The 14491-nt window shown below is 35.9% G+C and carries 11 protein-coding genes and 1 pseudogene; 10 read left to right on the top strand and 2 right to left on the bottom strand.

The window, feature by feature from the left end; all coding sequences use genetic code 11:
• Window positions 1-71: 71 nt before the first annotated feature.
• Window positions 72-836: an MBL fold metallo-hydrolase gene (locus tag LQ188_RS23715; RefSeq protein ID WP_101225778.1), complete on the bottom strand. Its 765-nt coding sequence runs from the start codon at window positions 834-836 to the stop codon at window positions 72-74.
• Between the two features lie 134 nt (window positions 837-970).
• On the opposite strand from LQ188_RS23715, the gene LQ188_RS23710 reads away from it, so the two are divergent.
• Entirely contained in the window at window positions 971-1378 is a 408-nt protein-coding gene (locus LQ188_RS23710) for an Lrp/AsnC family transcriptional regulator (protein ID WP_063575111.1), read from the top strand.
• Window positions 1379-1705: 327 nt separating this feature from the next.
• Here LQ188_RS23710 and LQ188_RS23705 read toward each other — a convergent pair whose 3' ends face one another.
• Complete coding sequence (locus LQ188_RS23705) at window positions 1706-2197, bottom strand: hypothetical protein (protein ID WP_057277227.1); 492 nt, start codon at window positions 2195-2197, stop codon at window positions 1706-1708.
• Between the two features lie 651 nt (window positions 2198-2848).
• On the opposite strand from LQ188_RS23705, the gene LQ188_RS23700 reads away from it, so the two are divergent.
• The 9 genes and pseudogenes from LQ188_RS23700 (at window position 2849) to LQ188_RS23660 (ending at window position 14177) form a co-directional block, all read left to right on the top strand.
• Complete coding sequence (locus LQ188_RS23700) at window positions 2849-3406, top strand: cysteine hydrolase family protein (protein ID WP_101225737.1); 558 nt, start codon at window positions 2849-2851, stop codon at window positions 3404-3406.
• 561 nt (window positions 3407-3967) lie between these two features.
• Entirely contained in the window at window positions 3968-4720 is a 753-nt protein-coding gene (locus tag LQ188_RS23695) for a DeoR/GlpR family DNA-binding transcription regulator (RefSeq protein ID WP_101225738.1), read from the top strand.
• A gap of 544 nt (window positions 4721-5264) precedes the next feature.
• On the top strand, window positions 5265-6245 hold the full coding sequence (locus tag LQ188_RS23690; protein WP_230178564.1) for a substrate-binding domain-containing protein: 981 nt from the start codon (window positions 5265-5267) through the stop codon (window positions 6243-6245).
• An 80-nt stretch (window positions 6246-6325) separates the two neighbouring features.
• On the top strand, window positions 6326-7891 hold the full coding sequence (locus LQ188_RS23685; protein WP_101225739.1) for a sugar ABC transporter ATP-binding protein: 1566 nt from the start codon (window positions 6326-6328) through the stop codon (window positions 7889-7891).
• A gap of 80 nt (window positions 7892-7971) precedes the next feature.
• Window positions 7972-8874, top strand: coding sequence for a ribose ABC transporter permease (locus LQ188_RS23680; RefSeq protein ID WP_225988884.1), 903 nt, complete (start codon window positions 7972-7974; stop codon window positions 8872-8874).
• Between the two features lie 74 nt (window positions 8875-8948).
• Window positions 8949-9965: pseudogene (locus LQ188_RS27045) on the top strand (glycoside hydrolase family 32 protein); the annotation flags it as partial.
• A gap of 78 nt (window positions 9966-10043) precedes the next feature.
• On the top strand, window positions 10044-11978 hold the full coding sequence (locus LQ188_RS27040; protein ID WP_363320617.1) for a GH32 C-terminal domain-containing protein: 1935 nt from the start codon (window positions 10044-10046) through the stop codon (window positions 11976-11978).
• 116 nt (window positions 11979-12094) lie between these two features.
• Window positions 12095-13060, top strand: a complete 966-nt coding sequence (locus tag LQ188_RS23665) for a carbohydrate kinase (RefSeq protein ID WP_230178562.1) — start codon at window positions 12095-12097, stop codon at window positions 13058-13060.
• 817 nt (window positions 13061-13877) lie between these two features.
• A complete protein-coding gene (locus LQ188_RS23660) occupies window positions 13878-14177 on the top strand; it encodes a hypothetical protein (RefSeq protein ID WP_101225743.1) in 300 nt (99 codons plus the stop codon).
• Window positions 14178-14491: the final 314 nt, after the last annotated feature.

Below are 14491 nucleotides of genomic sequence, written 5' to 3'. Positions count from 1 at the left end.
TTCGATAATTATGAGCTTCTTTTATTTCTTATTTTTAAATAGGAACGTGACACTATTTGTCGGTGTTCATATTAAAATTTGTAGGATTCACCATCTTCTGGTACTAACATATTACTTGAGAATCCTTTTTCATTACTAAAGTTTTTTAATTCTTCTCTAGATAGTGTCCAATGGTTAACAGCTTCCATATGAACAGAAATAACCTTAGCATTAGGAGCCGCCTTGTGTACTTCATAGATGTCTTCTTTTCCCATAATGAGAGAACCATATTCTATCAATTGATTATCTCCGCCATTGACAACAATAATATCTGGTTTATGGGTATCCAATTCTTCCTGTACACCTTCATACCAGACTGTATCACCAGCTACGTACAATGTTTTTTCACTTGGATGTTTAAAGACAACGCCACATACTTCCCCCATACGCTTTAATAGTTCTTCTCCTCTTCCATGCTCGCCTCTTGTTTTAACTAATTGGATGCCTTCAAAGACAGTGTCCTTTGTTAATACCTCTACATTCTGGAACCCGGTATTTTGGACTTCCTTTGCATCTTCTTCATTTTGAACGAACATTTTAATATCTTTTGGTAATAGTCTTTGCGCTGCCTCGTCAAAATGGTCTAAATGTAAATGAGTCACAATGACTGCATCAACTCCACTAATAATATCGTCAGCAGAGGTTGGTAAACTCACTGAAGGATTGTTTTGATCTTGCCTAATCGTACCAGGGAAAGACGGGTACGTACCTTTCTCTGCTAACATAGGATCAATTAAAAACTTTTTATTTGCATATTCTACAACTATCGTTGCATTTCGAATTTGTGTAATCTTCATCTTTACAACTCCCTTTCTTTTCATGTGTGTTTCCTAACAGTGTTAAGTGTATAATATGAGCAGCATTCAAATACACAGATAAAATAAAGTGTTTTAGGCGTTTGACTTTATTATTGAAAGGAGTTGACGTTCAGATGGATCAAACAGATAAGCGAATTATAGAGGAGTTATGTAGCAATAGCCGGATTACGATGAAAGAATTAGGGGAGAGAGTTCACTTAACAGGACCAGCAGCCGCAGCTAGAGTGGAGAAATTAGAGGACAATGGGGTTATTGAGGGTTATAGCATTAAAGTAAATCAAGCGAAATTAGGGTGCTTTACGTATGCCTTTATCAATATCTATATAGAAGGTACACACCATCAACCTTATCTCTCTTTTATCCGAACAAAGGAGGGGTATGTCATCAATAATTATAAAATCAGTGGAGATAGCTGTTATCTTTTGGAGTGCAGGTTTCCAAGTAATGAAGCGTTAAATCAATTTTTATTAGAGTTAAACAAGTATGCAAACTATAAATTATCGATCGTTATAAGTAAGTAGGGCATGAATAAAAATGGATATTTGTGAATAGTCACATTTAAACTATAGGGGGCTTGAATTGAACAACGAAGGTAGCTGCGGCACCTCTTTTTCTTATTCAAAAGTTAGTTTGTGAAGGATTGTACTTAAACTAACGGGTGCGTTAGCTGAAGATCGGAGCTGTCTTTAAGGCAGCTCTTTTCTTATGGAACTAAAGGGGCAGTTTAGTTGAAAAAGGAATATTAATTCTATTGGGTTATGGAAAGAACAAAATATAATAAAAAACTCGCCAAAAACTGAACGAGTTTTAAATACCTATTTTTATTGCTGGTTGAAATAATAATGCGCTCAACATAAAACGATTATACGATAGGGTGTGGTTTGAGCAGGGATACTTCTTGTGGCAGGTCCATAGAAAACAATTAAATCTCGGTTCGCTGGATATCTTGAAAAGAGTTGCCCATTTGTTAGTAATATTTGGGTATAGGGAGATAATTTTAATTGTAATTGTCCATCACTACTCACCAATTGGTTATTAAAATAATCAACTTTTACATTCTGATTTGGGTTATCTTTTACCATGACAAGCGCTTGATATTGTGGAGGATAAATAAGAATAGCAGGTAAATCTCCATCATAATATCCTGTCACGCGATCTCCTACTATGACCATTTCATGGTCAACGAAGTAAGTTGAGGGTGAAACCACGAAATTTACTATTGAACCCAATTCATTTTCTATTGTAAATAATTTATAACAACCTTCTCTTTCACCATTTTGACCTGTAAAAAAATCACTAATCACCGTGACAGTTCCATGAAATGAATAAAAAGTTGTCATACAATACCTCCAAAATTAAAAGATAGGGGCGATTTTTTATTTTGAGACTATTCGAGATAAGGCTTTTTTAGGATTTTAGTATAATGTAGGGATAGGAGGACAGGTAACAGCATCTATAAGTCTTGGGTCAATACCGTAGAATTGCCAGAAAGCACCGTTCCATCTATATCCAGATACTTCTCCATATTCCACACGAGTAGGGTAAAACCAAAATTGTCTGCCATTTATAAGCCATACATAAGTGTTTTGATATAGACAGTCGACGATATAGGACACAGAAGGTTTTGGTGGAATGAATGTTGGAGGAGGGGATTGTGGACTCATTGTCCCCTGGCGTGGGAAATATCTCATGTGATTTCACTCCTTTTAGTTAGGTTCTCAACATTATATGTTGAGAAGAAGTAAAAGGATTATTTAACGCGAAAACCAAAGATTGTGAAGTAATGTACTTAAACTAACGGGTGCTTTAGTTCATTAACAGGGGTTGTTTCGGCTGCCTTTTTCTTATGGAACTAACGGGGCAGGTTAGTTCAAGAAGGTATTAGTAAATCTTTTGACGAAAATATAAAGAGCTTAGTAAGAAGCGCTTAAAATACCATTTAATAATAAACAGGAAAAAACTAACTGCTAAAAACTTTAGGGGGGGAAATATTGAAACAAACATTACTGATAATCGATGCTCAACAGGAATTAATAGAAGGTAATAAAGAAGAACAAGGAGTCTTTGAGAAAGAAAAAATCGTTAATAACATTAATACTGTAATTGAAAAAGCGATAAATGAAAGTATCCCCGTTGTTTTTATAAGAGATTTAGATGTTTCAAATGGAGAAGGACCTGGATTCCAGATACACAGGGATATTAAAATACCATCAACTGCTATCATATTTGATAAAGCTGCCACAAATTCATTTTATGGAACTCCATTACACGAACATTTAAGTAAAAACAATGTAGACCATATTGTAATAATGGGATGTAAGACGGAACATTGTATTGATTCAGCTGTTAGAACAGCAACAATCAATCATTTTGATGTAACATTAGTTGGTGATGGACATTCCACTTCTGACTCCAAAAACTTATCTGCAAAACAAATAATCCTTCATCACAATGAAACCCTTCACGGTCACTATAATGTAGACAATTTTTCACTTGTTAGAAATTCTAATGAAGAACTGTTTAAACCTATTCACAATAATTACCGATAATAATCATCTTCAATTAACGAATGCGTTAGCCGAAGATCGGAGCTGTCTTTAAGGCAGCTTTTTTTTATGCAACTAAAGGGGGAGGTAATCCGATAATAAAAAAATACATATATAACAAGGTTTGGTAAAATTAATTAGAGGCTTTAATCATCTTGGTTATTTGTTTCTTTTCTGGAAATATAACACAAGTGGTTGACCCTAGAGTAACAACTTTTCGTGTATTGATGATATGTGGAATCATTATATCTTTCTCTTTCTCTTTTCTCAGTGAGAAAGGACTTTGGAGAAAATTAGCTTAGGTCTTAGTAGATTTGTTGGTTTAGTTTACTTTATGGTTGTTGAATTAATGAGAATAATATTCCAGGGTAATGGATTTTAAATTGTTTATTCAACAAACAGGTGCTTACTTAAAATTACCAGGAGCTGATCAACAGCTCCTTTTCTTATGGGGGTACCCTAATAGTTCTCACATGTCACTGCAAAATTCTATATACTAAAATTAATTGAACTAGAATACACGAAGAATCTTTAAATAGAAGTGTAATACGAGGAGGAGATATCATGCTTATTACGGAACGGCATCAATTAATATTAAAGCTATTAAAAGAAAAGGGGAATGTTAAGATTCATGAGCTAGTAGAATTAACAAATACTTCAGAATCTACTTTGCGTCGTGATCTAGATCAATTAGAAAAGCAGAACTACTTAAAACGTGTACATGGTGGAGCTTCACTTTTACATAGTAAACGAGACGAACCAAGTGTGTTTGAGAAAATAACGCAGAACCTTGAGGAAAAAGCTAAGATAGCAAAATATGCGGCAGAACTAATTTTGGACGGCGACTGTGTTTATCTTGATGCTGGAACAACAACGTATCAGATGATCAAACATTTAAGACAAAAAGATATCGTTGTCATTACAAACGGAATTGATCATTTAGATGCATTACTTGAAAATGAAATATGTACATACTTTATTGGTGGATTTGTTAAAAAGATTACCAAAGCAACAGTTGGACGTTATGCATACGAAAGTATAAAAAAATACAGATTTGATAAGTGTTTCATGGGTGCGAACGCTATTCATTATAATTTTGGATTGACTACCCCAGATCCAGAAGAGGCGCAAATAAAAGAAAGAGCCATCTTTTTGTCACGTGAGGCCTTTGTATTAGCAGATCATACAAAATTTGGAGAAGTATCATTTTCTAAGTTTGCAGATTTAAACCAAACAAAACTTATTACGAATGAAGAAGGTACAATAACGTTAGGAAAATATAAGGAGAAAACGGAGATAATTATTGTGAGGGACTAAAAACTAAATTTGCTATGTTGAAGGAAAGCTGGTATTCAAACTGTCTGATTCAGACAGTTTGAATACCAGCTTTTTTGAAAATTCTGAAATTATTTTATTGAAAATTTTCCCCTTTGTTTTATCAATATAATAAAGAATGCTTGATTTATTGTAATGTGCCAATTAACAATGAGGAAAATCTGCTCCATGTATTAAATATACCATTTGAAACGTTTAATATTTTATGTTATCAATATATTTTTTGTAATAATTGGAACCGTTGACAATTACAAACAGCTCTAATATAATCAAAATCAATCAAAAACAACCAAAATCAATCAATTATAATTCTAATGTGTAAAGGGTAATTATATTGTTTACAAGGGATGAAAGCGTTATCAATAAATAGTCAATGTGAAAAAACTATCAAAATCAACCATACTTCCATTTTTTCAACCAAAAATATTCATTTAAGGAGGTGATCTAGTTTAAGAGATTGAGAGCGTTAACAATTTCTCGTTCAGTAGCTAATTATTTTCATCTTCAAAAACTAGGGGGGACTAATATGGTGAAATATTTAAAAGTAATAGGAATGCTAGTTTTGGCGTTTGTAATTGCCGCGATGACGGCATGTAGTGGGGCTAGTGAATCATCAAATGGATCAACAGACGGTAACGAAGGACAAAAAGGTAACAAACAATTAACGATCGGTGTAGCGGTGGGTAGTTTAGCAAACCCTTTCTTCGTCTCCATGGCTAAAGGTGCTGAAGAAGCAGGAAAAGAATTAGGTGCTGAAGTTCTAGTTGAAAGCGCTGAATATGATTTAGCCAAACAAGCAGCTCAAATTGAAAACTTTATTACGAAAAAGGTAGATATCATTCTTTTAAATGCTGTTGATACAAAAGGAATTGCGGCAGCTGTTCAACAGGCCAAAGCTGCTGATATTCCAGTAGTTGCTGTAGATACCAATGCTGAAGGTGGTGTCGATGCCACTGTTACTTCAGACAACTATCAAGCTGGTAAACTGGCCGGAGAATATGTGATTGAAAAATTAGATGGAAAAGGAAAAATAGTTATTATTGATGGACCTCCTGTTTCGGCTGTATCTGATCGTATTCAAGGTTTTGAAGATGCAATAAAGGATTCCGAAATTAAAGTTATTGCGAAGCAAAATGGAGAAGGGAATCGCGAAAAGGCATTAACGGTGATGGAAAGTATTTTACAAGCTAATTCATCAGGCTCTATTGACGCTGTATTTGCGATTAATGATCCAGAAGCAATTGGTGTTGAAATTGCTCAAGAGCAAGCGAATCGTAAAGATGAATTTTTCATTGTCGGAGTGGACGGTGCTCCTGAAGCTACAGAAGCAATGGCAAAGGAAGGAAGTACAATTGCCGCAACTTCAGCTCAGTCACCTAGTAACATGATCAAAAAAGCTGTTGAAATCGGAATGAAAGTGAAAAATGATGAAGAGGTTGAGGACCTTATTAAAGTTCCAGTTGAGATTGTAACTCAAGATACATTAGATTCTTACCAAGGTTGGTAAGAATCTTTCAATAAATAGGCTGATAAGGATTCCTCCTTTAATCAGCCTATTCAAATCAATATAAGGGGTGAGATAAAGGTATGGCTGTGAATGAAATGTCCCTTAAAGGCCAACAAAGTCTAAAAAAGCCAGTGTTGAATATGGAAGGTATTAGTAAGACGTTCTCGAGTGTAACCGTATTGAACAATGTGAGAATTGAACTTTATCCGGGTGAAGTACATGCATTAATGGGAGAGAATGGCGCTGGAAAGTCAACTTTCATGAAAATCCTCGCAGGCATTCATACACCTGATGACAATGGTGGGAAAATCTACTTGAAAGGTCAACCAATTTTATGGAAGGACCCTACTGATGCAAGGAACAAAGGAATTAGTGTTATTCATCAGGAGTTAAACCTTTCTCCTAATTTAACAATAAGTGAAAATATCTTAATGGGTTCCTCCTTTCCTAGAAATGGTTTAGGAATGGTGAAATGGGATGAGGTCCATGAACGTGCCCAAGAGGTGTTAGATTCAATGGGGTCGAATCTAAATCCACGCCAATTGGTTTCGACCTTAAGTGTTGCTCAACAACAAATGGTCGAGATCGCCCGAGCATTATCCTTTAATGCAGAGGTACTCATAATGGATGAACCAACCGCCTCTTTAACAGATAAAGAAATAAAAAAGCTGTTTGAAATTATTGATGATTTGAAAAAGCAGGGAGTTGCTATTGTATATATCTCTCACAGAATGGAAGAAATCTTTAAAATTTCTAATAGGTTCACTGTATTACGTGACGGCGAATGGATTGCAAGTGGGCCGATTGAAGAGACAAATCCTGATCATCTCGTAAAGCTGATGGTAGGACGGGATTTAAAGGACTTGTTTAATCGGTCAAAAGCCTTTGGCACAAAAAATCCAAAGGAAGTTTCACCTGTACTTGAATTGAAAAATGTTTCTGATAACACAATTGTAAAGAATGTATCTTTAAAAATTTACCCAGGTGAAATTGTTGGTTTAGCGGGGCTTGTTGGTGCTGGCAGAACAGAATTGGTTAGGGCCATTTTCGGTTTGTCCGAGTTGAAAAGTGGCGAAATATTGGTTGATGGTCAATCTGTTAAAATCAAATCCTCAATAGATGCTATTGCTAATAGGATTGCACATGTACCTGAAAGCAGGAAAGAACAAGGGTTATTTTTATCAATGTCCGTAAAAGAGAACATCATAATGGCTGAATTGAAAAAACACGCTAAAGCAGGAATTGTTAGTTGGAAGCAAGCAAATGAAAGCGCTAACCAATATATTGAAGACTTAAATATAAAAATAGCTTCCCCAGAACAGCAAGTATCAAACTTAAGTGGTGGGAATCAACAAAAGGTAGTGATCGCTAGGTGGCTATCAATTGCACCAAAGGTATTACTACTTGATGAGCCAACACGAGGGGTTGATATAGGTGCCAAGACTGAAATCCACAAGATTGTTTCAAAGCTCGCAGATGAAGGATTGGCCGTTTTAATGATATCATCTGAACTTCCTGAAGTATTGGGGGTAAGTGATCGAATACTTGTCATGAGTGAAGGAAGGTTAACAGGCGAGCTTTCGAAGGAAGAAGCTACACAGGAAACTATTATGCGTTTAGCTACCATAGGGGGGAGAGAGAAATGAGAGGGAATACGCAAACTATTACACATTCACAACGCCTAAATATAGGAAATGTCCTTTATTCTTTATGGAATAAGCTTGGCATGATCATGATTTTATTATTATTGTGTGTAGTACTTTCATTTACAGCACCAAATTTTTTAGATACAGCCAATTTATTGAATGTATTAAAACAAGTTTCCATTATTGCTATTTTAGCTGCTGGGATGACAATCGTTATTTTAACTGGTGGTATTGATTTATCAGTTGGTGCAACAGTTGCTCTATCTGGCGTTATCTCAGTCATGGTCTCTTCTGCAGGAGTTAATCCTATAATTGCGATGTTATCAGGCGTACTAGTAGGGTATGCAGTAGGACTGATTAATGGGTTTCTTACAGCCAAAGCAAAGTTACCAGCATTTATTGTTACACTAGGCAGCTTCACATATGTTCGTGGACTCGCTTATGTCATTAGTGGCGGTTATCCAATTGTTTTACAAAACGAAACATTTAAATTCATCGGTGGTGGAAGTATTTTCGGAATCCCCACTCCTATTTATATCATGTCTTTAGTATATGTCGTGATGTTTTTTGTTCTTAAATATACGATGTTCGGTCGTCATATTTATGCGATTGGTGGCAATGAAGAGGCAGCTCGGTTAACTGGAATTAAGGTTGAAAAGTCTTTAATCAATGTGTATTCGATTAGTGGTTTACTAGCTGGTTTAGGAGGAGTCGTTTTAGCGGGAAGGTTGTTTTCTGGACAGCCAACTGCTGGTCAAATGTATGAGTTAGACGCAATTGCTGCTGTTATTCTAGGAGGAACAAGTTTAACAGGTGGAAAAGGGAAAATAATAGGAACAATTATTGGGGTTTTAATTATGGGGGTAATCAGTAATGGGTTAACTCTAATGGATGTCAACTATTATTGGCAGTTAGTTGTAAAAGGTGGAGTCATTGTAGCAGCCGTTCTATTAGATCGATTGCGCGGAAATAGTCCAGCATAACGATCACATATCATTTTAGATTTTAAAAAAAGGGATGTGAAATAAAAGTGAAGAGGATCATTAGTATTCTACTAATATGTTCAACTGTCACTTGTTTACCATTTAATCGTGCATATGCAGAAGACCCTGGGTATTATAATGAACCATACCGTAATCAATTTCATTTTTCTCCTGAAGCTAACTGGATGAATGATCCGAATGGTATGGTTTTTTATAAAGGTGAATATCATTTGTTTTATCAATATCATCCGTATGGAACGACATGGGGACCGATGCATTGGGGGCATGCTGTCAGTAAAGATCTTGTTAATTGGGAGCATTTGCCGATTGCTTTATCGCCGGATGAAAACGGTCAGATTTTCTCGGGGAGTGCTGTTATTGATTGGAACAATACAGCTGGCTTTGGAAAAGAAGCAATGGTTGCCATCTTTACGCATGCAGGGGATAAGCAAGTCCAAAGTATAGCGTATAGCCTAGATAAAGGAAGAACTTGGGAAAAGTATAAAGGGAATCCCGTAATGCCAGACCCTCCTTCACAAGATTGGCGCGATCCTAAAGTATTTTGGCATGAAGAATCAAACCAATGGGTTATGTCGTTAGCGGCTAAGGATAAGATTATGTTTTATACCTCACCTAATTTAAAAGAGTGGGAGTATGCAAGTGAATTCGGCGAAGATGGTGGAATACAAGCAAATAGCTTAGACAGAACTTCTTATAGCATGTCATCCCAGACAGGTGAATCATTTAGCTATGAGGGAGATATTACCCTTAATGAAAAGAATGGGAGAGAAGGGACAGGCGGTTTAGTTTTTCGGTCAGATAGGCGTGCAAAGAACGGCTATGTTGCGAGCTTAGATGCCAAAAACGATGTTATAACATTAAGTAAGAATGTAGATGGAACAAACGAGGAAATTGCGAGAAAACCTTTTACCCTCAAAACTTCAACTAACTACCATGTGAAGGTGGAAACAGATGGGGATCAAATTCAAGTCTCTGTAAACGATCAATCCGTTATAAAAAAAACAGATATAGAATTCGATTATGGATACTATGGATTGTCAGCGTGGAATTCAACGGCTGCCTTTCGAAATGTGGAGTTCAAGAATACATCTAACTTTGAAACCAATTTATCAAAATGGACAAATGTAAATGGAAGCTGGGAGAACACGATGGATGGAAAAAGTGGAACCTCTACGGAGGATGCTTTTGTAATGAGTGGTCAAACAGGGGATAACTTTTTTTATGAAGCAAACATTGAGATATCTGGGGAAAAAGGTGGCAATGGAGCCGGCTCGCTCGTTTTTCGTGCAGATCCTCATGCAACAAACGGTTATATGGCAAATATCGATGCTTTAAACGATACAATAAAAATCATGAAAATCGAAAATGGAGACATATCCATTCTAGCTGAAAAAACAATAAATCTAGATACAGATAAAAGGTACCATTTAAAAGCAAGCACTCATGGAAAAAATATTAAAATTTTTTTAGATGGTAATCTCATTCATGATGTAAATGATTCAACTTTTTCGTCAGGACATTTTGGCTTAAATGTTTGGAATTCATCCACGTTATTCCAAGATGTTCAAGTTGGTAAGAACATCATGACAAATGAGAAGGAAGTTACTAATCATGATTTTGAGACAGGTGATCTAACTGGGTGGAGTACAATCGAAGGTAATGCTTTCACAAAAGATCATGTGACAAATGTACCATCTTACTGGGGAGGGGATTTCGGCCACCAAGGAAACTACCACCTATGGGGGTTTACTGATCTTCAAAAGGGAGATGACGCAACAGGTGAACTGCACTCCTCATATTTTAAACTAGGTGGCTCTGGAGAAATCAACTTTCTGTTGGGCGGTGGTAATGATATCAACAACCGCTATGTTTCGTTAGTGAGAGCCTCTGATGATCAAGAATTAATTCGACAAGCCAATACCAAATTTAAAGAAGAAAAATATCAAAAATACGTCTGGGATGCTTCTAACTACATTGGAGAAGTGTTATATATTAAAGCTGTAGACCAAGCTACAGGTGGTTGGGGTCATTTAAACATGGATGATGTTAATGTTTATAATGAAGGGGCCATGCCAAATGAAGTAGACCAAGTTGCCAAAGAGCCTGAGGAAGACGATTCGAAAGAAAGCGGCATCCTTACAGACTGGTCTGCTGTTTCTGGAGAGTGGATACCTTCTACTCATGGTAGTAACGGAGGGATTTGGGAATGTCCTACTCTAATCGAATTACCAATTGATGGTGACCCTTCAAAAACAAAATGGGTACTACAGGTAAGCATTAATGATGGCGCTCCTGCAGGCGGGTCAGGTATGCAATATTTTGTAGGTACCTTTGACGGGAAAACGTTTAAAAATGAAAATTCTTCCGATCAAGTGTTATGGACTGACTACGGGGCAGATTATTATGCCGCAGTAGATTGGAGCGGAATTGATGGTAAGAATGGCGAAAAATATTGGATTGGCTGGATGAGTAATTGGCTGTATGCAAATCATACACCAACTTCGACTTGGAGAAGTTCAACGACATTGCCAAGAAAGATGGAGCTAACTCAGACAGATGAAGGTTTACGTTTAAAACAAACACCAGTTTCTTTAAAAACCATTCGAGATAAGGGTGAAAAAATTTCATATAAAAATAAAGTCATATCTGGTGAAAGTAATCTCCTATCTAAACTATCAGAAGATACATTTGAAATGATAGCTGAGTTTGATGTAGATGATATAAAAGCAACTGAATTCGGCTTTCAAGTTCGTAAAGGAGCAACTGAATATACGACTATTGGCTATGATGTTGCCACCAAACAATTATTCGTAGACCGTTCAAATTCAGGAAGCTTTGATTATGGGAACAATGTGGTCGGTAAGCATGACGGACCGTTAAATGCATTAAATGGGACTGTGAAAATGCATATTTTCATTGACCGATCTGCTGTAGAAGTGTTTGGAAACAAAGGTGAAACGGTTATTTCTGATCAAATTTTCCCGGATCCATCAAGTAAAGGATTACAAATTTATAGCAAGGGTGGAGAAGTTACATTAAAGTCTTTGAAAATATACCCTTTAAAGAGTATATGGAAAAGATAAAGACTAAATTTCAATCCTATTAAAGATGGGTTGATAGTAAGAGTTTATGAAGGCTGTCGAAAATGATCGATAGCCTTTCATTTTACCTAAATCACAAGAATGGAGATGTAATGTAAATGAATAAAACAAACCGCGCAGTCATATGCGTTGGGGAGCTTTTGATCGATTTTTATTGTACAGATATTGATGTTAATTTAATGGAAGGTAATCATTTTCTAAAGAAAGCAGGGGGTGCACCAGCGAATGTCGCAGCTGCTATTTCAAGGCTAGGTGGGGAAGCAAGTCTTATTGGAAAAGTAGGAAATGACCCATTTGGATTATTTTTAATAGAAACGATAAAAGAGGTGGGGGTTGATACATCGATGATTGTTACTGATGATTTGGCACCAACTACTTTAGCATTTGTTTCTTTACAAGCAAATGGTGAAAGGGATTTTGTATTCAATAGAGGAGCGGATCGAAATTTAACAGAGGATAACTTATACCCAGATAGATTAAGTGGTGCAAAGATCATTCACTTTGGATCTGCAACTGCATTTCTGGAAAACCCTTTTAAAACAACTTATTTAAAGGCAATGGAATTTGCACAAAATAGGGGGATATTTCTATCGTTTGACCCTAACTTCCGACATGATTTATGGAAAAATAGAGTGGCTGAATTTATTAGTTTAGCTAGAAAGGGTATATCAATGGCTGACTTTGTAAAAGTAAGCGAAGTAGAGCTTGAACTAATCACGGGAAAAATGGATAAATATGATGGAATAGCAATGCTCCATCATTTAGGAGCAAAAATAGTGGCTGTTACCCTTGGATGTGAAGGCACTCTTCTTTCAAATGGAAGTGGAATGAGTGTAATAAACAGCGTCGAAGTAAATTCAATTGACTCAACTGGTGCCGGTGATGCATTTGTCGGTGCTGCTTTATTTCAATTTGCAAATCTTGAGTCCTATGACACAATTCTTAGTGATTTTAGTAAACTTAAAGAAATCATTCTTTTTGCAAATAAAGTAGGTGCCGTCGTATGTACGAAGGTAGGAGCGATTTCTTCTCTACCAAACGAAGAGGATATATATAAGGTTTAGTCTTCGTCGTATTGTTTCGAATTTTTAGTTTATATTGGTCCCTTAGCGGATAAATATTATATATAAATAAGAAGAACCATGAACTGAAGTGAATTAGATTTTATTTTGATTAACTAGTAAAAAAACAGATGAATAACAAAATCATGCCTTAATCGTTACTTAGAACAGTAATTAGGTAATTACTAATAGTGCCTCGCCCATTTGGATTGAAGGCACTATTTAGTGATTTAAGAAAAATGAGCCCACTTAATTTGAACTTTGTGAAATATTGTACATAAACTAACGGGTGCGTTAGCTGAAGATCGGAGCTGTCTTTAAGGCAGCTTTTCCTTATGGAACTATCGGGGGCAGGTTTGTTCAATAAGGGACTTGAGTACAAGCTGCTAAAATAGTTAGAAATAGGCAGGGAAGGGTGAAGTAAATGTGTGGAATCAATTTCATTTTAGCTAACACTTATAAAGAAACGTATAAGGAAGAAACATATGTAGAATTTGAAGAGGGAATACATTCATATCTTTTAAGCAAGGAAAAGGACTCTAATAACGAGTTATGTTTACTTCTAAATCTTAATATTTATGGTGAAACAATATTGTATAGAGACGAGATTAATGAATTAAAATTTTTTTGCATAGAAGCGTTAGAGCGAAAAAAACATATATTTGCCATAGGTGATTAGTTTTAAAAAGTCTTAAACTTGGTGCGTTAATTCAAGATCGGAGCTGTCTTTAAGGCAGCTGTTTCTTATGGAACTAACGGTTTAATAAGGAATGCTATAATAGCCTTAATTTTCAAAACGATTTTAAGGAGTTAAACTCTTATGATAATAAAAATTGACTTTGGTGACGATTTTATTCAATACCTTTCTTGTTCAACAAAAGTAGGTAGGAAGATGAATAGTATTCAGGAGGACTTTCTAAATTGGATTTTTGACGAGGAAAAGAATACAGAACATTGGGCTTTAGAAAATGGGGAAAGAATTCACCCTAATTATGATGCAAAAGCAATTGTTGAATGGTTAAACAATGTAAGATTTAAGCGAGGAATGGCGAAAGCTAAATTAATCACGAATCCTCAATTATGTGTTAAAAAAAATTATATTTTTAGAGTGTTTTTTTAATATTTACTGGTCAAACCATAAGATTGTGGAAAAATGCACTTAAAATATCGGGGAAGGTTAGTTAAAGAAGGTATAATCAATTAATCAACAAGAATATGAGGAACACGAGGTCAAAAGTGATGTATCAACCATAAAAGGCTGTCAATTGGCGGCCTTTTGAAAGTAAATCAAAGTCATTGTTTTTTATTAAATCCTTGAAAATGTAAGCGCTTTCCATTATAATGATAATGGGTTGGATGGCATGTGTGGCTGTCATAGTATCTGGCGTAGGCGGGGCCGATACTAGGAAGAGGGCTTAGGAAATGTCCTTTTTT

This window comes from Peribacillus sp. Bi134, from assembly GCF_918698065.1.
In the GTDB taxonomy this organism is placed as follows: Bacteria; Bacillota; Bacilli; order Bacillales; family DSM-1321; genus Peribacillus.
This window is presented reverse-complemented; position numbering and strand designations above follow the sequence as displayed.